We start from the raw sequence: 20984 nt of genomic DNA on the forward strand, positions 1-20984 counted from the left end.
TTATTTTTCACCTTACTGCTTACCCATCAGTCCTTGCGGACGGAACATCAACACCGCCAGGAACAATCCAAGTACCAATGCCAGCTTGTATTGCGGCCCAATCAAAAAGCCACCCATGACTTCAATGACACCGACAATAATTCCGGCAAACAATGCACCGATGACGCTGCCAAAGCCACCCAGATTCACCACCACAAACGCGATCAGGATGAAGTTCGCCCCCACTTCAGGGAAGATGGGAAAGAAGGTCGACAGCAATGCCCCGGCCACGCCCGCACATGCAGCACCAATGCCCCAGGCCATGGCAAACATTTTCTGTGAGTCGATGCCCATCAGTTGTGCTGCCTCTTTATCTGCAGCAGTCGCTTCCAGCGCTGCCCCTGCACGGGTCTTGGTCAGGAACAGGTAAATACCCATCGTCACCAGAATTGCCCCGACACCTGCAGTCACCTGCGGCATACCCACCTGTATGCCGAATACCTGCACCGCACCGGATACGACAGAATGGTCTACTGTCCTGAAATCCGGCTTCCAGAAAAACTGGGCCAGACCGCGGAACAGCATCATCAGGCCGAAGGTTGTAAAAATCTGCGACAGCATCGGCGCATTGGTGATTTTTCTGATGATCAGTTTGTACAGGATCACGCCAAGCGCAAACAGAAACAATGCGGTCAATGGCAGGGTAAACATGGGGTCCAGTGCAAACAGCGAGTACATCCAGAAACTGGAATACATGCCGAACATCAGAAACTCACCATGCGAAAAATTGACGATATCCATGACGCCAAAGATCAACGTCAAACCAATCGCGACCAGCGCATAGATCAATCCGATCAAGATCCCTGACGCCAGGGTTTGAATAATAATTTCAAGGGACATATTTCTCCTCGCACTTCCTATTATGTATAGCTATGTAAAACCGACGTCAGGTATCGCCAGGTATTTTTTACTGAATATCTTTTCTCTTGCCCGGCCAGATGGCCGGGCAAACATGCTTCTTTTTTGTTGTGCTTGTTACTTGCGTTGATCCCACTTCGGCATAGGCCAGACGACATCTTTGGTCGCCAGGTCGAAAGGCCAGACCGTGTTGTATTTGCCGTCGATGATCTGTACCAGAATGCCGGAACCCAGGACGTTCTGACCATTTTCATCAAACTTCACACCCTTCCACGGCATGATCAGCTTGTTGGCAGGAATATTGGTTTCCGTCAGGGCTTTGCGGATTGCTTCCGGTTCCGTGGAACCGGCGCGATTGATGGCATCAACCAGAGTCATCAGACCAGTAAAGGTGCGGGAAGAATTGCCGGTAAAGTCGATCTTGTATTTACTGTTGAACAAATCATTGACCTGTTTGATCAGCGGATTATTCTTCGCCAAATCTGGCGACCAGACTTCGCGTGTGATGACATAATCAGCATCCTTGCCCAGGGTGCGGCGGAATTCTGTATCGGTAAACCCGGCATTGTTGGCCAGGATCATGTCAGGTGAAAAACCCAGTTCCTTATAGGTTTTCATCGCCATGATGGCGTCACCCAGATAGGAAGACTGCATCACCACTTGCGGGCTGGCTGATTTCAATTGCTGCACTTCGGATGTCAGTTGTGTGCTTTTCGCCGGATAGACTATGGTCTTCACCAGGTTATAGCCTTTTTCTGCTGCCAGCTTGGTTTCCAGCTTGGTGGTTTCATTGCCCCACAGGGTATTTTCATTGAAGGTTGCCAGTTGCTTGACCTTGATACCTTTTTTGGCTTCCAGCTCCTTGAAGAAGTCAAAGAAATTATGCACAAACAAATCATCATGGGCCGTGGTACGGAAGAACCATTTGAAGCCGCGCTGTGTCAGTGTGGAAGAAGAAGACTCCGGATTGACATAGGGAATCTTGTATTTCTCAGCCACCTGGCTGGAGGTCGCCGTCACATTACTGAAGTAGGCACCGACAATGGCAACCACTTTTTCCTGGGTGATCAGTCTTTCGGTTTCAGTCGCACCAATTTGCGGGTTGCCCTGATGATCAGCAAATACCAATTTGATCTTGGCACCTTTCAGGTTTGGCAAACCACCGCCGGCAGAAAATGGCAGATTGGGAACGCTTTTTGCGCCATTGTTGACGATGTCGGCGGCCAGTTCCAGCGCGTTTTTCATTTCACTACCTGACGATGCCGCAGCACCGGACAATGGATAAATGACGCCTATCTTGATCTCTTGCTGCGCATAGGCAGAGTAGCAAAAACTCAATCCCAGACTGGCCAGAAGACCGGCGCGGGCAATTCTCTTGATGGTATTTGTAAACATTATTAAACGCTCCAATTTAATTAAATGTAAGCCCTCTGCTACCGTGATGAGAGCCGTTTCCTATGCTGCAACTCCTGTCCTTGCCTGCATTGGTCCGCATTTACCGGACCTGCCAGCCAAAGATTTACTTCATCGACCTTTCGGTCGTGTATTTCAATAAAATCGATACTTCTTCACTGCTTGCTGTTTTCAACCACTCCCTGACAAACTGTTCACCCAGCCTGTCCAGGTTATTTCTTAAAAGTGCGTCTACCCGGTCTACCTTGACCTTGTTGTTACGCAACTGGTTTTCAAAACCGGCATCACTGTCCCTGCTCATATCCCAGCCACGTTTTTCGGCATGCTGGGCCGCATCCATGATTTTCTTTTGCGTATCCGCGTCAAATCGGGCAAATACCTTTTGACTGATGAAGACCATGTTCTTTGGTATCCATGCATTGGCCCGGTAGTAATACTGCATCTTGCTCCACGCCCTGGTTTCCACCCCGGTCCAGCTTGAGGTGATCATCAGGTCCAGCTTGTCACTGGCAATCGCCTTTTCCAGATCAATCACCTGCACCGGTACTGCCGTCGCCAGCGCCAATTCAGCGATCCTTTCACTGGCCGGGTTATAACTGCGCATGCGCATGCCCTTGAAATCTGCCAGTGAACTCAAGGGCTTTTTTGAGTATAGGTTCTGCGGTGGCCATGGCACTGTATAAAGCAACTTCAAACCCCGTTTATTGAGCGCTTTTTCAACTTCCAGTTTTGACGCCATCCACAGGTTATAAGCATCTTCATAACCCCTGACGGTAAATGGCAGCGAATCCACACCAAATACCGGTATATCTTTTGCCAGGCTGGACATGATGACTTCCCCTGCCTCGGCTTTGTCGCTGATGACACCGGCAAAAATTTCTGCCGGCTTCAACAAGGTGCCAGCAGCAAAGATACTCATCTTCACTCTTCCCCCGGTGCTTGCCATGACGTCTTTGGCAAATTGCTGCAAATTCAAGGTTTGAAAATTATCGGCAGCATAAGCAGTGGCGAAACGTACCTCTGTCTCTTCTGCCTGACAGGGCAAGGCCATCATCAATATGGTTACTGATACGGTTACTGATACTGCGACGGATAGCCCTGCAAACCCTTTGATACCTGATCGAAAGCGGGCATATGACGAGGACAAGATCAACTTATATTGCTTTAAGTCAGACATCATTTACCCTTTCGATGTTTTATATCGTAAACGTTTTATCGATAAAACGTCAATAAAATATATTACATTTAATCTCAATAAACACTAAAATATCATTAAAGGAAAAATCCACAAGATGTTTATAAAGTTTTTTTCCTACTCTGAATCTGTTTTAAAAAACTGCACCACGCTTTGGCGGAGATGCACAAGAACAGTGATGTTTTTTGTTTTTTTAGTACTGGAAATCCATTCCACTTGCTGCCTTCGTGCAACAGTTAAATATGGGAACTGTCTGATTTTTGACACAAGGACTGTTGCCCTGGATGTGGATGACGGATCAAACCGAGATTAGACTTTGCCGGTGGACGGCAACATCTCTTTATGAAAGGTGGTTGCAAAATGAACGAACAGAAACAAGCGCACGAAGATCTGCCTGAAGATCAACGCTGGCAATTCTGGATAGATCGCGGTGGTACGTTTACCGATATCGTGGCGCGCCGTCCGGATGGAAAACTACTGACACATAAATTATTGTCAGAAAACCCAGAGCAATATAAAGACGCTGCCGTCGCTGGTATACAGGGTCTGCTCGGTTTAAGTTCAGAACAGAATATTTCACCCGCACTGGTCTCTGCCGTAAAGATGGGAACTACGGTTGCCACCAATGCCTTGCTGGAACGCAAGGGCGACCCGACTGCACTGATAATAACCAAAGGTTTTCGTGACGCCTTGCGCATCGCCTACCAGAACCGGCCGCGCCTGTTTGACCGCCATATCGTATTGCCAGAACTGTTGTATGGAAAAGTGGTGGAAGTCGATGAACGCATCGATGCCCAGGGCAATGTGTTGCAGGCATTGGATGAAGATGCCGTCAAAACAGAACTGGCTGCCTTATATAAGGACGGTTATCGCGCGCTGGCGATTGTGCTCATGCATGGCTATCGCCATACCCAGCATGAAGACCGTATAGGCAGGCTGGCGGCGGAAACTGGTTTCACACAGATTTCCATTTCCAACAAGGTCAGCCCGATGATGAAGCTGATCTCGCGTGGCGATACCACGGTGGTCGATGCCTATCTGTCGCCCATATTGCGACGCTATGTCGATCAGGTTGCCAGCAAGATGGATGGCGTGCGTCTGTTCTTCATGCAAAGCAATGGTGGTCTGACAGATGCCCATCGTTTCCAGGGCAAGGACTCCATCCTGTCCGGTCCGGCCGGTGGCATCGTTGGCATGGTACGCACGGCGCAGACTGCCGGCTTCGATAAAATCATTGGCTTTGACATGGGCGGCACATCGACGGATGTATCCCATTACGCCGGTGAATTTGAACGTGAATTTGAAACCCAGGTTGCCGGTGTCAGGATGCGGGCACCAATGATGAGCATCCATACGGTCGCCGCCGGTGGTGGTTCCATCCTGCATTTTGATGGAACCCGCTATCGCGTTGGCCCTGACAGTGCCGGTGCCAATCCTGGCCCCACCAGCTATCGGCGTGGCGGCCAACTGGCTGTGACCGATTGCAATGTCATGCTGGGGAAAATCCAGCCAGCTTATTTCCCCAGGGTGTTTGGCCCGAAAGCCGACCAGTCGCTGGACCGCGACGCCGTGGTGGAAAAATTTACTGCCATGGCTGCAGAAATAGAAAAAGCTACCGGCATACGCAAATCACCAGAAGAAGTAGCCGAAGGCTTTATTGAAATTGCCGTCGGCAATATGGCCAATGCCATCAAATTCATCTCGGTACAGCGCGGCCATGATGTGACTGACTATACTCTGACCACTTTCGGTGGTGCCGGTGGTCAACATGCCTGCCTGGTGGCAGATGCACTGGGCATGACAAAAGTATTTGCCCATCCATTCTCTGGCGTACTGTCCGCATATGGCATGGGCCTGGCAGACCAGACTGCGATGCGCGAGCAGGCCATGGAATTGCCGCTGGCACCGACTTCCCTGCCGTCACTGGAAAAACACCTGACCCGTCTGTCTGTCTCGGCAAAAAATGATTTGCTTGAGCAAGGCGTGTTAATAGAAAACCTCAGTGTCAAACAGCGTGTGCATTTGCGCTATGAAGGCACAGATTCTGTCATCGTGGTTGGCATGCAGGATATCGCCGGCATGATTTATCAGTTTGAATCTGCCTACAAAAAACGCTATTCCTTCCTGATGCCGAACAAGCAGTTGGTGATCGAAGCAATTTCGGTAGAAGCCATAGGCAATTCGGGGGAAGGTAATGAAAGCGTCGACTATCTGCCACCCCGAGAAAATAATCAGGCATTGAAACCGGTAGAAATCGTCCAGCTCTTTTCTGGCGGGAAATGGCATAACACCGGTCTGTACGCACGGGAAGACATGCGCCCGGGTGATCACATCAGGGGTCCGGCCATCATTGCCGAGAAAAATGCCACCAATATCATAGAGCCAGGCTGGGGTGCCGAAGTCACGGCCCTGGATCACCTGGTATTCACGCGCCTGGAAGCACGTCCGAAACGCCAGGCCATAGGCACCAAAGCAGATCCGGTGATGCTGGAGGTATTCAATAATCTGTTCATGAGTATTGCCGAACAGATGGGCCTGCGCCTGCAAAATACAGCCTTCTCGGTCAACATCAAAGAACGCCTGGATTTTTCTTGTGCACTGTTTGATGCAGAAGGCAATCTGATTGCGAATGCACCACATATCCCTGTGCATCTTGGCTCTATGGGTGACAGCATCAAGACCATCATCCGCGCCAATGCCGGCAGCATGCAGCCGGGCGATGTGTATATGCTCAACGACCCGTATAACGGCGGCACGCACTTGCCTGACGTTACGGTTATCACCCCGGCCTTCAATGCCGCGGGCACCGAAGTTCTGTTCTATGTGGGCTCACGCGGCCACCATGCCGACATAGGTGGCATCACACCAGGCTCAATGCCGGCAGACAGCACAGTGGTGGAAGAAGAAGGGGTACTGATCAATAATTTCAAACTGGTCAGTGCTGGCAAGTTCCTGGAGAAAGAAACCATCGCCCTGCTCTCTTCAGGTAAATACCCATGCCGCAATATCCATCAAAACCTGGCCGACTTCCAGGCACAGATTGCCGCCAACCAGAAAGGCGTCGATGAGTTGCTGAAGATGGTGCAGCACTACGGGCTGGATGTGGTACAGGCTTATATGAGTCACGTACAGGACAATGCAGAAGAAGCTGTAAGACGTGTCATCACGGCCTTGCAGGACAGCCACTATGAATACAGGCTCGACAACGGTGCCATCATCAAGGTTGCCATCCGGGTTGATCATGCTTCACGTTCTGCCGAAGTAGATTTTACCGGCACGTCACCACAACTGAATAATAACTTCAATGCACCCAGCGCGATTTGCATGGCAGCGGTGTTGTATGTATTCCGTACATTGATCGATGACGATATCCCGCTCAATGCCGGTTGCCTGAAACCGCTGAAAGTCATCATCCCGGAAGGTTCGATGCTTAATCCGCGTTACCCTGCTGCGGTGGTATCCGGCAATGTGGAAACTTCAAGTTGTATTACCAATGCACTGTATGGTGCGCTGGGTGTGGTCGCATCATCCCCGGGTACCATGAACAATTTCACCTTCGGTAATGATGATTATCAATACTATGAAACTATCTCTGGTGGTTCAGGCGCAGGCGAAGGTTTCAACGGTACGGATGTGGTGCAGACACATATGACGAATTCACGTCTTACCGATCCGGAGATTCTGGAATGGCGTTATCCGGTCAGGCTGGAAAGCTATGAAATCAAGCCAGGTTCAGGTGGTGCAGGTCGCTGGCATGGTGGTAATGGTGGCGTCAGGAAGATACGCTTCCTGGAAAACATGACTGCTTCCATCCTGTCTAATAATCGTGTGTATGCGCCGTTTGGTACAGCAGGCGGCGGTGACGGCGCCTGCGGTAAAAACTATGTCATCAGAAATGATGGCAAGACTGAGGAACTGGGATTTGTCGCCAGCACCGACATGCAGGCAGGCGATATCTTCGTGATTGAAACGCCAGGTGGGGGTGGCTACGGTAAAGCATGATGCGCATGGCCAGAAGCATTGCAAGCGGCACTACCAACTACCTTTGCATTAACTGAAGGCGCCTGAAGAAATGGCCGGTGATGAAGTCATCACCGGCCATTTTTATTTTCATCATCTGCGACAAAATAATTACCCTCCGTCGCCAGCATACGGATATTCCATAAATATTTCCCCAAACTCAATTTCAACTTTTTAACAACGTTTCATCTATTTTTTATCAACGATTTATAAATAATATATATGTAAACATATTATTTTTCATCGATAATAAATTACCGACTGCGATGACAGGAAATCCTGTCGGTAAGTACCTGTATCACCATTAGCACCCTCAGTACCCATATCGCCCTTGTTGTTGGCATTGCCGGTATAGCTTGAACACCGCAGCACAGATGTCGCATTCATACGATGGGGCATCCCGGCAACAGGCGATTCTTTTGGCAGCGAAATTGTTTCCTTACCTATTTTTTGAAAGAATCAAATGAAAAAGACGTTTCTTGCACTTGCCTTACTTGGCGTTATTGGCACTTTTTCCGGCTCTGCTTCGGCCCAGTCTTCCGTCACCATTTACGGTATCGTGGATACCGGCATTGCCATAGAAAATGGCGGCAGCGCCGGTTCTGTCAGCAAGCTGACCAGCGGCATTGGTTCGGGTTCGCGTCTGGGTTTCAAAGGCACTGAAGACCTGGGTGGCGGTCTGTCTGCTTTCTTCCTGCTGGAAAGCGGCATCAACGTCGATACCGGTTCATCAGGCCAGGGTGGCTTGATGTTTGGTCGCCAGGCCTATCTGGGTATCAAGGGAGATTTTGGTACATTGACTGCAGGTCGTCAGTACACGCCAGAATACCTGACACTGGCTTTTGCTGATCCCTTCGGTACCGGCTTTGCTGGCGATGCTGCCAATATCATGCCTAACTCTGGCACCGGTGCCAGCCGTATGGACAACACCTTGAAATACGTCACGCCTTCTTTTGATGGCCTGACTGGTGAACTGGCCTACGGCTTTGGCGAAACTGCCGGCGATACCTCTGCCAGTCGTCAGTTGGGTGCGGCAATTGCCTATACATCCGGCCCATTTGCAGTACGTCTGGGCTACCACAACCGCAACAATGACACGGCAACACTTAAAAATACGGAAGATGGCAAAACCACCCTGCTGGCTGCCACCTATGATTTTGGTGTGGCCAAAGCGCATCTGGCCTACGGTATCAACAAGGGCCTGAACAGCTCACCACTGCGCAATACCGCCAATCCTTTCGGCAGCCTGGTGGCACCAACAGCATCAACAGATTCCACTGATTTTTTGGTAGGTGTGACGGTACCGTTTGGCAGCAACAAGATACTGGCTTCCTATATCCGCAAAGACGACAAGACAGTAAAAAACCAGGATACCAGCCAGTTGGCTGTGGCCTACCTGTACTCTCTGTCCAAGCGTACTGATCTGTATGCGGCTTATGCCAAGATAGATAACAAGAATGGTGCCGGCTATACCGTAGGTAGTGCCATTGAAGCCGGTTCTGGTGATAAGGCCCTGCATCTGGGCGTACGCCACAGTTTCTAAAAACCTGTTTACGATCTTACTGCGCGGGCGCAATCGGAGTCTGTGCGGGGCTCATGTGCTGCTCAAAATGCTCATGTACCAAAGTACATTCCGCTTTTTGCGCTGCGCTTGGTTACCCTTACCCCGCTGACGCTCGCTCGCTACAGACCGTAAACAAGTTTTAAAAAGAACGTCAGGCAGTGAAGTGCGTTCAGCAAAATTTCACAAGGATGTTTGTGGAAATGCGCTTCACGTTACCGATCCACGTATAAAAAGTGAGTGGACCGGTGACACGTATGATCTTTTACAACAAGCGTCCAGGCAGCAAATACAAGAAGCTTGTTGTATTACGCTTGTTGTATTACCGAAGCAACTTAGCGGTAAGTATTGATCGTGTCGCGGGTTTCCAGCGCAACCCGGCGAATCGCAGCGACATTGCTTTCACCTGCTTGCTGTACCGGATACAAAATGGCGCGTGAAGAATTGATCATCATGCCAGTACCGTTTGCTGTCTTGCCAGCCTGCACCGTCGCAGCAATATCTCCTCCCTGTGCACCGATGCCTGGCACCAGCAAGGGCATATCCCCCGTCAAGGCACGCACCTGCGCCAGCTCATTTGGGAAAGTCGCGCCGACCACCAGGGCACACTGGCCATTGGTATTCCATTTATCGGCCACCAATTGCGCCACATGCTGGTACAAAGGCTTGCCGCCGACATCCAGAAATTGCAGATCAGAGCCACCGGCATTCGATGTACGGCAAAGTATGATGACGCCGCGGTCTTGCCATTCGAGATACGGCGCAACGGAGTCAAAACCCATGTAGGGGTTGACGGTCACGGCATCGGCTGCATAACGTTCAAATGCTTCACGTGCATACTGACCGGCAGTTGCGCCGATATCACCACGCTTGGCATCCAGAATCACAGGGATATGCGGATACGTCGTCTTGATATAACGGCAAATTTCTTCCAGTTGATCTTCTGCACGCAGGGCGGCAAAATAGGCGATCTGTGGCTTGAATGAACAGGCCAGGTCTGCCGTCGCATCAATCACGGTTTTGCAAAATGTAAATATGGCATCCGGTTTGCCTGCCAGCTCTGGCGGAAAGCGACTGACATCCGGGTCCAGCCCTACACACAGCAGGGAATTGTTTGCCGTCCAGGCGGCAGAAAGTTTCTCGATAAAGCTCACATTGTCCTCATACGGTAGACGGTGGCAAAGCCACGCATGATGACCGACATTATACCTTGCCGCCCCTGGCCAATCTCAAACCGGGCCCATCCCGGCGAACAAACATCTTGCAGCAAGTTTGCTACAGCTTGAAGAAACTGTTTATCATGACTGACAAAGACTTTTTTGCCGCCCCACGGCTCCCCTATCACCACGAGTGCCATGATGAAAAAACCTGCTGATCCCCCCATCAACATGCTGGCACTGGAAAATCAATTCTGCTTTGCCCTGTATTCTTCATCCCTGGCCCTGACGAAGGCGTATAAGCCCCTGCTGGATGAACTGGGACTTACCTATCCGCAGTATCTGGTCATGCTGGTTTTATGGGAGCAGGACAAGCTACTGGTCAAGGAGATCGGCAACGCCCTGTTCCTGGATTCCGGCACCCTGACCCCCTTGCTGAAACGGCTGGAAGCAAATGGTTTGTTGCAGCGCCAGCGCGATGACGCAGATGAGCGCCAGGTCAGAATTACACTGACAACAGCTGGCAGGGAGTTGAGGAAGGCGGCCATGGACATCCCGCAAAAAATCCTCTGTGCCAGCGGACAAAGCAAGGAAACCCTGATAGACCTGCGCACCAGCCTGAGCGCTTTGAGGACAGAGTTGCTCAATACCTGAAGCATCTTGGAACCCGTTTGCGATCTGTAGCGAATGTGCGCAATAGAGTTCACGCAGGGTTCATGTGCTGATCAAAATGCGCATGTACCAGAGTACATCAGAGTACATTCCACTTTTGCGCTGCGCTTGGTTGTCATGAATATTACCGCCCCCATCCCGCTGAAGCACGCTCGCTTGCTCGCTACAGATCGTAGGCAGGTTCTCAGGTCATGAGATGCACTCAACAAGGACTTTTTCTATTGATTGTGTAACAAGCCCTTGAATAAACACATATGCCTACTATGATGCCTATAGAAAAAACAATGAAAAATTAGATTGCACACAATTTAATTGCGCGATATAGTTCATCCATGGCATTCGTAGCCACTCAATCAACCCGAACAAGGAGCAAGATAATGCAAGTACTTTACACAGCAAATGCAACAGCCACTGGTGGTCGTGATGGCCGCGCCGTTTCCAGCGACAATCAGCTGGAAGTCAAACTGACGACCCCAAAAGAACTGGGTGGCGCAGGTGGTGAAGGCACCAATCCAGAACAAATGTTTGCTGCCGGTTATTCCGCCTGTTTCATCGGTGCCATGAAATTTGTCGCAGCAGCCCAGAAAACAGCACTGCCAGCAGATACATCCGTCAATGGCCTGGTGGGCATAGGCCCGAATGGCAAGGGTGGTTTTGGTCTGGCCGTGACACTGAATGTCAGCCTGCCTGGCCTGGATCATGCAGCAGCCGAAGCACTGGTACACAAGGCACATGAAGTCTGCCCATATTCCAACGCCACACGCGGCAATATTGATGTGACTTTGAATATTCTGTAATACCGCAGAAAAATATGCCGCCTGATGACGGCATAAGCTGTAAAAAATCCCCCGTCAGCAATGATCAATATTGATCTGACTGGGGATTTTTTCATGCTACTACACCAGAAGCTGTGCTCAATTAACAGGTTTTCAATTTTCTGAGAATTCGGAGATGGCTGGCTGTGTTAAGCGAGCCATATGAATGCAACAGCCAATGAATAGGCGGTCAGGAAATTTCGTGCGGTTTTGTCATAGCGTGTTGCAATCGCTCTCGATTGTTTTAGCTTACAAAAGAAAAGCTCAATCAGATGACGCTCTTTATAAAGATGTTTGTCATGCTCACGCGTTTGCTTCCTGTTTTTTTTCGGTGGAATGAACATCATTCTTGCCGTTGCCTCTAGCGGCTCCATCATGCACGCATCAGCGTCATAAGCTTTGTCCGCCAGTACTGAGGTAATCAATCAAATCAGTTCCACGCTCAAGAAAGCGAAGACAGTACGCTCACTTTAGAACCTCATAGAGATGCTACAACTGCTGTACTTTACTTGTCACGCTATCGTAACTTTAAGTGAATAACATATCAGTCTTTAAATATATTTAAAATATATAAGGCTGAGAATGAAAAAAGATAGTGCTTGCAAAATGCAAAATACACAACGACGTTCAGTATTAAAACTTGGTGTTGCGTCAAGCTTGGCTGTTAGTGGCTTGTTAACCGGTTGCGGCGGCAGTAGCGAAACGAAAGCTGATACAGCTGTAACCAATAAGATGATATCTAGTTTCGCGCTGGCGGTTTTACCGGATACTCAGTTCTATTCTCGGTACGCAACTTCGGCCGAAAGCAATCAGTATGAACGCCATTATGGCAACGAACCGTTTTCTGCGCAGACCAATTGGGTCGCTCGCAATGCGCAGTCACTAAATATTCCATTTCTGATTCACCTTGGTGATGTGGTCGATCAAGTCGGAAAACCGGAACAATGGAAGGTTGCCGACAGCGCCATGCAAGTATTAGAGGTGGCAAAAATTCCATACTCTATTCTGGCAGGTAACCATGACGTCCTGAACGACATTGACTTTGATACTGATACAACCAAGGGCACAGACACCCAACGAGTATTGACTAATGAGCCTTACCTGCAATGGTTCAGTACCAAGCGAGCACAACGCCAAGCCACGTTTGGCGCTCGAGACAGCACTGGCTTCCATGAGTATCACATCTTCACTGCTCAGGATCAGCAGTTTCTGGTGCTGTCGTTGTCATGGCGTATTTCTGACGCAGGTATCGTCTGGGCGCGTAAGGTATTGGCTGATCATCCGACTTTGCCTGTGATCTTAGTCAACCATCAGTTACTTAATATAGCGGCAGACGCTGTTAGCCCACTTGAAACCGGATACGGGAAAATGTTGTGGGAGAAGCTTATTCGTGATAACGATCAAATATTTATGACGCTTAACGGTCACCATCACGGCGGCGCGCGTCTTACCAAGATTAACGACTTCGGCAACGCTGTTGAAGAAATGGTGGTCGATTACCAGATGGCCTACCAAGGTGGCAACGGCCTTATGCGCCTTTATGAATTTGATCTAACTAATAATCAGATCAAGGTGTTGTCATTCTCTCCTTGGGTGCCGATGAAGCCAACAGTTACGCTAAATACTTTCGATCGAGCAGTGTTAACAGAAAGCAATCACAACTTCACCATCAACATCAATTTCGCGAAGCGCTTTGCCCGCTTCAACACCACATTTAATGCTGGTAAGGCAATCGTAACTTCGTCTCTAGTTGATCAGGCGAAGGCATTGGTATTAAAGGGTTACACCGAGCAGGCAGTGGTTGAACAAGTCTTGCCCAAAGACACTGAGGACTACCCTAAAGTGGCATCGACAGTAGCGCACTGGCGGTTTTACGGTGGTGTTGATGGCGCGGCCATTGCGCCAGGCACGCGAATCGCGGATGTCACTGGTGCTAATCCTTTGACGCGTGACCAACTCAATCAGGGTGGTATCGTTGGTGCTGACGCGGGTGACATTGTATGGAGCAACGATCATCACCGACTTTCCTCTGCGCCGGGCTCTGCCAGCTTCCTCAACACGGACAAAAATGCCCCTCGCCTCAGCTACTTCCTGACGGACGCTAATGCGGTCATCAATAGGCAGACCTTTGCCTCCAGTGGTTACACAATTGAGGCGTTCATCAAGATCGACCCGGCATGGGTCAAGGCTAAACACGCTTGGATGAACATCATGACACGGGATGGCAAACGCGGGGATTTGGCAGGTTTCAACGGTGGCGATCCAGAATCGCCGCCGCTACTGTTTGCTATTTCTAGTCTACGCGAAGTCCAATGGGAAGTCGTACCAGATATTACTGGTCAACGCGACGCTTTGGCGAGCTGGTCCGGTGAGATAATCGCAGGGAACTGGGTACATATTGCTATCGTCAACGATCCAACGACGCATGACACCATCATGTATGTGGAAGGCGCACCTGTACTGCGCAATAGCAGCAACGTAGTTGGTCTTGCCACATTATCGGCTTCTTCTCCATGGGTGGTGGGTGGCGGTTCGTGGGATGGCGCTCGTGCAGACGGCTTTTTTGGGAAAATAGGCGAATTGCGCGTCACGGCCGCAGCACTGACATCGAACCAGTGGCTTACCTCCCGCAGAAGCTGATCTTGCCGTTATATTATTGCATTCAGCAACGTTTCTTAGGCGCTATTTTCTGAGAATTCAGAGATGGCTCGCTGTAATAAGCGAGCCATATGAATGCAGCAGCCAAATAAATCGCGGCCAGGAAATTTTGTGCGGTTTTGTCATAGCGTGTTGCAATCGCTCTCAATTGTTTTAGCTCACAAAAGAAATGCTCAACCAGATGACACTCTTTATAAAGATGTTTGTCATGCTCACGCACTTGTTTCCTGTTCTTTTTTGGCGGAAAGACCACCCTACTTCCCGCAGCCACTAGCGGTTTTATTATGTGCGCATCGCGCATAATAAGCTTTGTCTGCTAGTACTACGGGTGCCGCTAATTCAGAAATCAATACTTCGGCTCCTTTCAGGTCAGACACTTGGCCTTGTGTTACACAAAAATTGACTGGATTATCTAATTACCTAGCGCGTCAACGGTCGCATGGATTTGCGTGCTCAGTCCACCGCTTTTTAAAACAGTTTGCAAGAGGTTCCGTTGACGAGACTCCTGCATTAGGAAACATCAATGATGATGCTCGGCCTCAGGCTGGTTCACCAGTTCCAGTACCGGAGCCGGTGTTTTCAGGCTCTTGCCGCTCTGCCCTTCGGCAGGTACTTCCACCCAGTCAAGCCTGCCCTTTTCACATAATTGCAGCACCTTGAAAGCCAGCTTGCCTGCAGTATCAGGCAGCTTTACCTGTATGGAAAATTCATCATAGTAAGCATCCGGCAAAGGACCTCCGGTCCAGCTGACTTCACGTACGTCACGGCTGATGGTCTTGCCATGTGAGGTATAAGGTGTGCTGAGATTTTCAATCAACGTGTCAATTTTCCAGCCGGCCTTGGGCATGGGTTTGGCACCACTCACGGTTTCCGGCAAGATGACTTTCAGGGTATGCGTGGCACTGCCATCGCAACCATGTCCCACCTTGAATGTCAGTTTCTGATAACTGCCAGCAGGCGCTTTTGCCTGGTCCAGGGTAATGTGTGCAGATGCGGCCTGCGCGAACATGGCGGCCAGTAAAATGAAACCCGTTTTTTTCATACTGTTCTCCTTAAATCTGAAGGTATTGTCTGTTCAGGTAATTGAGGTAACTGAGGTAACTGAGGCAACAAACGCAATTCATGTCCCGGCATTACAGACTCGCGTGCTATGGCCTGGTGCAAATAAAACGCATAGGCATGCCAGACTGCCAGGGCGCAGATAGCCGCTACATTGAAACAGCGCAGTGCTGGTAACAAGTGACCCGGCTTGTTTTTCATCATGTTCATGGTAGCCGCCAATCAATGATGCGTAGTCTGGTTCAAGGGCTTTGCGATTGCCTTCACTTCCAGCGTTTCGCGTTTCTTGTCCTTGCCTTCGACGACCAGTATCAGCGGTACGATGTCACCATCCTTGATCTGGCTCTTTAAATCCATCAGCATGATATGAAATCCACCTGGTTTCAGCTCCACCGTTTTACCAGCGGGCAAATCAATGCTGTCTACCTGGCGCATTTTCATGATGTTGTCACTCATTTCCATTTTATGCATTTCTGCAATGCCAGCGACCGGTGAACGCACCTCTACCAATTTTGCATCTTTGACAGAACTGATCTGCATGAAAGCGCCACTGGCTTTTTGCTGGACCACAGTTGCACGCGCCCAGGCTTCTTTTACGGCTACCTGCGCCTGCACTGAAGTGATCAGGCCAGAAAACAAGGCAGCAAGTACTGCCAGTTTATTGAAGTTTTTCATTTATTTATTCCTTTTCAAGTAATCCAGAATTCATGCAATTTCCAGCATGATGAATATTTTATTTCTAAGCCGCAGACTGCATCAGATTACGCAAATCTTCTGCACATTGTTCGGCCGTTTGTTCATGCTTCAGAGCAAGGCGAATTTTTCCATTGCCATCATAAACATAACTGATGGCAGTGTGGTCCATGGTGTAAGAGCTTCCACTTGGCACCTTATTGAAAAACACACGGAAAGCCTTGGCCACTTCAGTTATTTGCTGAAGATTACCCCACAAACCCAAAAATCCGGGATCAAATGCCCGCATATACTGCGCCAGCAATTCCGGGGTATCACGTTCTGGGTCAATGGTAATAAAGATGACCTGCAAACGGCTGGCATCCTTGCCCAACAATTTACGTATCAATACTGCCCTGCTTAAGGCAGTAGGGCAAATATCCGGACATTGTGTAAAACCAAAAAAGATCAGCAGGTATTTGTTTCTGAAATCTTTCAGGGAATAGGCCTTGCCGTCATGTCCTTGCAGATGAAAATCTGCCCCATACTCAGCACCCGTAATATCAATACCGTTAAATGTCAACGGCGTGCGTTGACAGGCCAGCAAACCCATGCTGCCCAGTCCAAGCAGACCAAGCAACTCCATGGCAGAGCGACGTTTCATTTCTTTGTCCTTTGCATATCCGTCTTAACAAGCCCATCCAGGCTTGAATTGAAGCGATCCTATGCCAGATGGCAGCGCGCATGGCAGCAATGCGGCCATGCCATGCTCACCGGCATGTACTTGAGGGAATCAGCTATGAAAGACGGGCGGGGCGCGCGGCTGTGCATGCGTCCAAGCGGTCAGCGTGACCGGCGCATGATAAAACAGAGGGGGGAAATGTTCACTGAACTTGCTGTCAGCACGCTCAGGAAATGAAGGCGGCAGGAAAACGGAATGATCATTCAGCGGCAGGCACAGCCCACAGTGGCTGAAGCTATGGCCTTTCGGTTGATCACTTTTGTCTTCAGCAAGTTTGACGATTTTACCGGTTGCCGTATCGAGCAGTTTTTTACCGCTGGCGCTGCACAACTCAATCAGGCCAGACACTCGACCAGCAGCGGCAGAGCTTGACTCCATACCTGTCGCCAGCGATGGCAACAATCCACTGAACAGCAATGCAAAACATGCAAGCCATATGGTGAAGTGCCGGAGTCGGTAGGAAATGCGCATGGCAGGATTATAACCAAGATGGCAGCTTGGCGACGCCTGATGCCAGTCTGCCGGTAAAAAGATTAAAAATTTATTTTCAAGCAGCTGTGAATTTTTCTCTTCCCTGGCGAATAAATATATATGAGTTCGGCAATTGCAGCACTTGTAGTTATTACAGCAATCGAATAGGCCGCTGAACATTTATTTTCTTATTTGACACGCATTTGATGCATATCACATGCGACAGGGAGAAGTCATGTCTGTTTTATACCGTATTGTATTTTTCATCTTTCTTTGCCTGCATGTTATCCATGCAAACGGACAAGCTGCTGGCACTGCTCTACCAAACCTGGACTCTATCCTGCAACAACACTATGCAGCGACAGGTGATTTTTCCAGGCTACAGTCCAGACGTGTCAAATTGCGCATCATCGGTATGGCGCCGTTTGAAATACCAAGCACGATAGAAGCAAAGCGCCCCAATCTGTTACGGCGTGATGTCTTTCTACAGGGGCAGGTGCAAAGCAGCGCCTACGATGGTAAGGATGCCTGGAAAATAGACCCTTTTCTTTCCAGCGGCAAACAAGCCGTCAACATGCCCACTGATGAACTGCCTGCGCTGATTGAAGAAGCCTATTTTGACGGCATCCTGATAGCGGCACAAAAATCCGGATTCCCGCTACGCTATCAGGGGGAAGAAAAACTTGACGGCAAGTCTGTCCATGTCATTAAAGTCAGCCTACCGGGCACAGGTGAATCCAGCATTTATCTGGATGCCAGCAATTTTCTCGAAGTAAAACGGGTACAAAAACGATCTGTGATGGGACAGATGACAGAGCTGGAAATCTTCAGCATGGATTACCGTAAGCAGGATGGACTGCAACTACCCTTTCGCATAGAAATCGGTACCAAAGGTGCAAGTCAGCGCATGCGCATGATCATAGACAAGGTAGAGAACAACCCCGTGATTGCAGCTTCCCGTTTTCAGCGCCCGGCGGGCAATTGAATTGCCACAGACCTTACTTCTGACATGGAAACTTTCATGCACACTGCCATGCACTCCATCACACATACGCGCGCGCAGCATACCGCTTTAGCCACCAGCAGTGCAGACCGTCTGCATGGGCTGGATGCCCTGCGCGCATTTGCCCTGTTACTGGGTGTACTCTTGCATGCAAGCATGTCTTTCCTGCCGGGTGCACAGTTTTTCTGGGTAGTCAGTGATCATGAAAAAAGTGCTGTCCTGGGACCTGTATTTTTCATGATTCATGTTTTCAGGATGCCTTTGTTTTTCATGCTTGCCGGTTTTTTTGCGCATATGGGTTTACAGAAAAAAGGTGTGTCCGGTTTCATCAAAGACAGGGGCCGACGCATCGCCCTGCCCTTGCTCGCAGGCTGGCCGCTGATCTTCAGCGGCATCATTGCAGCCGTGGTGCTGGCAACCTGGATCAAATCGGGCGGCAACTTGTCCAGGCAATCTCCACCAGGCCCGCGCTTCACACCTGACAGTTTCCCGCTGGCTCATCTGTGGTTTCTGTACATGCTATTGCTGTTGTATATACCATCTGTAGCGCTGTGGGCAATTTGGACACGCTGGCAAACCAGCGCTATGGTCAGGTGGCTGAACAAGGCCGATACACTGATCATGGCCAGCCTGACTGGCTGGGCGGCCCCTTTCCTGCTGGCCCTGCCGGTTGCCCTGGCTTTGTTTTATACGCCTTACTGGATCAACTGGTTTGGTGTACCCACACCAGATCAGTCACTCTATCCGGGGCGAGCGGCCTGGGTCAGTTTCGGTATGGCGTTCGGTCTTGGCTGGCTGCTATGGTCTGAGCAAAGTGTTTTTATTGTATGGAAAAAACGCTGGGCCTGGCATCTGCTGATGGCATTTTCTCTCACCAGTTATTGCCTGCTGCTTGCTGGCATGGTGCCACGACTGATGCCAGCACCCCACGACTTGAACAAGCTGCTATACGCCTTCCTGTATGCCGCTGCTGCATGGCATTTCTGCTTTGGGCTTACGGGTCTGGGCTTGCGCTACCTGAACCAGTACAAGCCGGTACTGCGCTATATTGCTGATGCGTCGTACTGGATTTACCTGATGCATCTGCCGCTGGTTATGGCAGCCCAGGCATGTGTGTCACGCAGCGACTGGCACTGGCTATTCAAACTGACGGTAATTATGGGCAACACTTTATTGCTGACACTGCTCAGCTATCACTGGCTGGTAAGATACACCTGGCTGGGTGCTGTGTTGAATGGCAAACGTGCCCAGCGAACAAACAGGGCCCCATAACATGGATGAAGCACTCTTCCTGCAACAACTGGCAGCGCACAAGCGTCTGCTGTACAAGGTTGCCTATAGTTATTGCCGTAATACAGAAGACCGGCGCGATCTGGTGCAGGACATGGTGATGCAGTTGTGGCGTTCGTTTCGCAGCTTTGACCAGCGCGTCCTGTTTTCCACCTGGATGTACCGCATCGCCATGAATGTCGCCATTTCGCACTACCGCAGCGAAACACGGCAATTGCGTGACACCTTGCCACTGGAAGAATTTGGCCTGGACATTGCAGAAGCAGATCAGCTCTTCAATGCACAAAGCGACAATATGCGCACCCTGGACAAACTCATCAGCGAACTTGATGAACTCAATCGCGCCCTGATCCTGCTCTTCATGGATGGTTACAGCAATGATGAAATTGCCGCCATTATGGGACTGACTACCAGCAATGTCGCGACCCGCATGAGTCGTATCAAACAGAAATTACAAAGTCGTTTTGCAGAAGGAAATTAAGATGAATCTCGATCTTTTAAAAACCGAATGGCAAGCCAGGGATAAGGGCCTGGAACAGGCTGTCAGGCTGAATACCCAGATGTTGCGATTATCCCTGCTGGAACAGCACAGGCGCGACATCCGCAAATGGGGCTGGACAGACAAATATGAAATCATTGCCGGCACCCCCGTGTTGATTTACCTGATCTGGTTTCTGTCGCATTACATCACGGACCTGAAATTTGCCCTGCCTGCCCTGACCATACTGGCATGGACCATCGCCATGCCTCTTCTTAACCATCAACAGCGGCATGCCTTGCAAGACCTGGATTTTGCACAGCCCATCACTAGCGTGCAAAGACAACTGGCAGAACTAAAAGCCGGGCGGCTCAAGCTATTCAAATGGGCGTTCCTGCTGGGGCAAATTGTCTGGTTCATTCCGTTTTTGCTGGTGCTTTTCAAGGGTGTGTTTGGCGTGGACCTGTATCAAAAAACCGAGAACTTCATCCTCCCCAGCCTGATGGTCAGCCTGATGTTCATCCCGCTGGCGATAGGTATTTCCAAGCTGCTGTCAGGACGGCTGAGTCGCTCGACAAGCTTCCAGGCGCTTACCGATTCGCTGGCAGGCGAAGATTATAAACAGACCAGGCATTTCTTAAAGACACTGGCACAGTTTGAAGCAATGCCTGCGGAAAGCAAAACTAATGCGACATCCAGCCATTGAGTCCATCACCAGCAAAACGCGTTCAATTACAATTGCTCATAGTCGCATGCTAGCCAAGCTTTGGTTTGCGAGTGTTATTGTCCCTGGAGTACGCAAGCAAGGTCAGCAAGAACCAGCATGGTCGATTACCAGCCCTTAATATAGATTCACCTGATAGATCAGACAAGCCAGACAG

Annotated in this window: 21 protein-coding genes; 9 read left to right on the top strand and 12 right to left on the bottom strand. The window is 49.9% G+C overall.

Annotated features, from left to right (window positions below):
• Positions 1-12: 12 nt before the first annotated feature.
• From ACO0LK_RS20095 to ACO0LK_RS20105, 3 genes are all read right to left on the bottom strand, one after another.
• A complete protein-coding gene (locus ACO0LK_RS20095; protein WP_186948540.1) occupies positions 13-879 on the bottom strand; it encodes a branched-chain amino acid ABC transporter permease in 867 nt (288 codons plus the stop codon).
• Positions 880-1014: 135 nt separating this feature from the next.
• Positions 1015-2292 (bottom strand): ABC transporter substrate-binding protein, encoded by a 1278-nt coding sequence (locus tag ACO0LK_RS20100; RefSeq protein WP_186948539.1) that lies wholly within the window; start codon positions 2290-2292, stop codon positions 1015-1017.
• A 124-nt stretch (positions 2293-2416) separates the two neighbouring features.
• The gene (locus ACO0LK_RS20105; RefSeq protein WP_422978176.1) at positions 2417-3487 is read right to left on the bottom strand and encodes a TRAP transporter substrate-binding protein; all 1071 of its coding nucleotides are present in this window, start codon (positions 3485-3487) and stop codon (positions 2417-2419) included.
• A gap of 378 nt (positions 3488-3865) precedes the next feature.
• Between ACO0LK_RS20105 and ACO0LK_RS20110 the strand changes: the two genes are divergently transcribed.
• Both ACO0LK_RS20110 and ACO0LK_RS20115 read left to right on the top strand, forming a co-directional pair.
• Positions 3866-7507: a hydantoinase B/oxoprolinase family protein gene (locus ACO0LK_RS20110; protein WP_422978178.1), complete on the top strand. Its 3642-nt coding sequence runs from the start codon at positions 3866-3868 to the stop codon at positions 7505-7507.
• A gap of 481 nt (positions 7508-7988) precedes the next feature.
• Complete coding sequence (locus tag ACO0LK_RS20115) at positions 7989-9068, top strand: porin (RefSeq protein WP_422978180.1); 1080 nt, start codon at positions 7989-7991, stop codon at positions 9066-9068.
• A gap of 353 nt (positions 9069-9421) precedes the next feature.
• Here ACO0LK_RS20115 and pyrF read toward each other — a convergent pair whose 3' ends face one another.
• Together pyrF and ACO0LK_RS20125 are read right to left on the bottom strand one after the other, a co-directional pair.
• Positions 9422-10240, bottom strand: coding sequence for an orotidine-5'-phosphate decarboxylase (gene pyrF, locus ACO0LK_RS20120; protein WP_422978182.1), 819 nt, complete (start codon positions 10238-10240; stop codon positions 9422-9424).
• Positions 10237-10443: a hypothetical protein gene (locus tag ACO0LK_RS20125; RefSeq protein WP_422978184.1), complete on the bottom strand. Its 207-nt coding sequence runs from the start codon at positions 10441-10443 to the stop codon at positions 10237-10239. The genes pyrF and ACO0LK_RS20125 overlap by 4 nt, the downstream gene beginning before the upstream one ends.
• A gap of 1 nt (position 10444) precedes the next feature.
• Here ACO0LK_RS20125 and ACO0LK_RS20130 point away from each other — a divergent pair, with 1 nt between their 5' ends.
• Both ACO0LK_RS20130 and ACO0LK_RS20135 read left to right on the top strand, forming a co-directional pair.
• Positions 10445-10897, top strand: coding sequence for a MarR family winged helix-turn-helix transcriptional regulator (locus tag ACO0LK_RS20130; RefSeq protein WP_422978186.1), 453 nt, complete (start codon positions 10445-10447; stop codon positions 10895-10897).
• A gap of 395 nt (positions 10898-11292) precedes the next feature.
• On the top strand, positions 11293-11712 hold the full coding sequence (locus ACO0LK_RS20135) for an organic hydroperoxide resistance protein (RefSeq protein WP_422978188.1): 420 nt from the start codon (positions 11293-11295) through the stop codon (positions 11710-11712).
• 167 nt (positions 11713-11879) lie between these two features.
• Here the strand turns inward: ACO0LK_RS20135 and ACO0LK_RS20140 are convergent, their stop codons facing one another.
• Entirely contained in the window at positions 11880-12155 is a 276-nt protein-coding gene (locus ACO0LK_RS20140; RefSeq protein WP_422978190.1) for a transposase, read from the bottom strand.
• Positions 12156-12312: 157 nt separating this feature from the next.
• Between ACO0LK_RS20140 and ACO0LK_RS20145 the strand changes: the two genes are divergently transcribed.
• Complete coding sequence (locus ACO0LK_RS20145; RefSeq protein WP_422978192.1) at positions 12313-14370, top strand: LamG-like jellyroll fold domain-containing protein; 2058 nt, start codon at positions 12313-12315, stop codon at positions 14368-14370.
• 22 nt (positions 14371-14392) lie between these two features.
• On the opposite strand, the gene ACO0LK_RS20150 is transcribed toward ACO0LK_RS20145, so the two are convergent.
• The 6 genes from ACO0LK_RS20150 to ACO0LK_RS20175 all read right to left on the bottom strand — a co-directional run bounded on the left by ACO0LK_RS20150 (position 14393) and on the right by ACO0LK_RS20175 (position 17512).
• Positions 14393-14689 (bottom strand): transposase, encoded by a 297-nt coding sequence (locus tag ACO0LK_RS20150; protein WP_422978194.1) that lies wholly within the window; start codon positions 14687-14689, stop codon positions 14393-14395.
• Positions 14690-14908: 219 nt separating this feature from the next.
• Complete coding sequence (locus ACO0LK_RS20155; RefSeq protein WP_422978196.1) at positions 14909-15430, bottom strand: YcnI family protein; 522 nt, start codon at positions 15428-15430, stop codon at positions 14909-14911.
• Entirely contained in the window at positions 15427-15657 is a 231-nt protein-coding gene (locus ACO0LK_RS20160; protein WP_422978198.1) for a hypothetical protein, read from the bottom strand. The genes ACO0LK_RS20155 and ACO0LK_RS20160 overlap by 4 nt, the downstream gene beginning before the upstream one ends.
• Before the next feature lie 12 nt (positions 15658-15669).
• Positions 15670-16122 (bottom strand): copper chaperone PCu(A)C, encoded by a 453-nt coding sequence (locus ACO0LK_RS20165; protein ID WP_422978200.1) that lies wholly within the window; start codon positions 16120-16122, stop codon positions 15670-15672.
• Between the two features lie 64 nt (positions 16123-16186).
• A complete protein-coding gene (locus ACO0LK_RS20170; RefSeq protein ID WP_422978202.1) occupies positions 16187-16783 on the bottom strand; it encodes an SCO family protein in 597 nt (198 codons plus the stop codon).
• A 129-nt stretch (positions 16784-16912) separates the two neighbouring features.
• On the bottom strand, positions 16913-17512 hold the full coding sequence (locus ACO0LK_RS20175; RefSeq protein WP_422978204.1) for a DUF2946 domain-containing protein: 600 nt from the start codon (positions 17510-17512) through the stop codon (positions 16913-16915).
• A gap of 55 nt (positions 17513-17567) precedes the next feature.
• On the opposite strand from ACO0LK_RS20175, the gene ACO0LK_RS20180 reads away from it, so the two are divergent.
• From ACO0LK_RS20180 to ACO0LK_RS20195, 4 genes are read left to right on the top strand one after another with little or no spacing between them, the layout of a single operon-like run.
• Positions 17568-18317: a LolA family protein gene (locus tag ACO0LK_RS20180; protein ID WP_422978206.1), complete on the top strand. Its 750-nt coding sequence runs from the start codon at positions 17568-17570 to the stop codon at positions 18315-18317.
• Between the two features lie 24 nt (positions 18318-18341).
• Positions 18342-19607, top strand: coding sequence for an acyltransferase family protein (locus tag ACO0LK_RS20185; RefSeq protein ID WP_422978208.1), 1266 nt, complete (start codon positions 18342-18344; stop codon positions 19605-19607).
• Position 19608: 1 nt separating this feature from the next.
• The gene (locus ACO0LK_RS20190) at positions 19609-20106 is read left to right on the top strand and encodes an RNA polymerase sigma factor (RefSeq protein ID WP_422978210.1); all 498 of its coding nucleotides are present in this window, start codon (positions 19609-19611) and stop codon (positions 20104-20106) included.
• A gap of 1 nt (position 20107) precedes the next feature.
• Positions 20108-20809 (top strand): hypothetical protein, encoded by a 702-nt coding sequence (locus ACO0LK_RS20195; protein ID WP_422978212.1) that lies wholly within the window; start codon positions 20108-20110, stop codon positions 20807-20809.
• Positions 20810-20984: the final 175 nt, after the last annotated feature.

It is taken from the genome of Undibacterium sp. Ji49W, from assembly GCF_049340205.1.
Lineage (GTDB): Bacteria > Pseudomonadota > Gammaproteobacteria > Burkholderiales > Burkholderiaceae_D > Undibacterium.

Excerpts from the sequence above, each read along its gene's own strand:
- ACO0LK_RS20185 (WP_422978208.1), top strand. The coding sequence starts at position 18,342 with ATGGAAACTTTCATGCACACTGCCATGCACTCCATCACACATACGCGC.
- ACO0LK_RS20165 (WP_422978200.1), bottom strand. The coding sequence starts at position 16,122 with ATGAAAAACTTCAATAAACTGGCAGTACTTGCTGCCTTGTTTTCTGGC.
- ACO0LK_RS20155 (WP_422978196.1), bottom strand. The coding sequence starts at position 15,430 with ATGAAAAAAACGGGTTTCATTTTACTGGCCGCCATGTTCGCGCAGGCC.
- ACO0LK_RS20175 (WP_422978204.1), bottom strand. The coding sequence starts at position 17,512 with ATGTTCAGCGGCCTATTCGATTGCTGTAATAACTACAAGTGCTGCAAT.
- ACO0LK_RS20130 (WP_422978186.1), top strand. The coding sequence starts at position 10,445 with ATGAAAAAACCTGCTGATCCCCCCATCAACATGCTGGCACTGGAAAAT.
- ACO0LK_RS20125 (WP_422978184.1), bottom strand. The coding sequence starts at position 10,443 with ATGGCACTCGTGGTGATAGGGGAGCCGTGGGGCGGCAAAAAAGTCTTT.
- ACO0LK_RS20145 (WP_422978192.1), top strand. The coding sequence starts at position 12,313 with ATGAAAAAAGATAGTGCTTGCAAAATGCAAAATACACAACGACGTTCA.
- ACO0LK_RS20135 (WP_422978188.1), top strand. The coding sequence starts at position 11,293 with ATGCAAGTACTTTACACAGCAAATGCAACAGCCACTGGTGGTCGTGAT.
- ACO0LK_RS20170 (WP_422978202.1), bottom strand. The coding sequence starts at position 16,783 with ATGAAACGTCGCTCTGCCATGGAGTTGCTTGGTCTGCTTGGACTGGGC.
- ACO0LK_RS20095 (WP_186948540.1), bottom strand. The coding sequence starts at position 879 with ATGTCCCTTGAAATTATTATTCAAACCCTGGCGTCAGGGATCTTGATC.
- ACO0LK_RS20160 (WP_422978198.1), bottom strand. The coding sequence starts at position 15,657 with ATGAACATGATGAAAAACAAGCCGGGTCACTTGTTACCAGCACTGCGC.
- ACO0LK_RS20110 (WP_422978178.1), top strand. The coding sequence starts at position 3,866 with ATGAACGAACAGAAACAAGCGCACGAAGATCTGCCTGAAGATCAACGC.
- ACO0LK_RS20100 (WP_186948539.1), bottom strand. The coding sequence starts at position 2,292 with ATGTTTACAAATACCATCAAGAGAATTGCCCGCGCCGGTCTTCTGGCC.
- ACO0LK_RS20150 (WP_422978194.1), bottom strand. The coding sequence starts at position 14,689 with ATGCGCGATGCGCACATAATAAAACCGCTAGTGGCTGCGGGAAGTAGG.
- ACO0LK_RS20180 (WP_422978206.1), top strand. The coding sequence starts at position 17,568 with ATGTCTGTTTTATACCGTATTGTATTTTTCATCTTTCTTTGCCTGCAT.
- ACO0LK_RS20195 (WP_422978212.1), top strand. The coding sequence starts at position 20,108 with ATGAATCTCGATCTTTTAAAAACCGAATGGCAAGCCAGGGATAAGGGC.
- ACO0LK_RS20105 (WP_422978176.1), bottom strand. The coding sequence starts at position 3,487 with ATGTCTGACTTAAAGCAATATAAGTTGATCTTGTCCTCGTCATATGCC.
- ACO0LK_RS20115 (WP_422978180.1), top strand. The coding sequence starts at position 7,989 with ATGAAAAAGACGTTTCTTGCACTTGCCTTACTTGGCGTTATTGGCACT.
- ACO0LK_RS20190 (WP_422978210.1), top strand. The coding sequence starts at position 19,609 with ATGGATGAAGCACTCTTCCTGCAACAACTGGCAGCGCACAAGCGTCTG.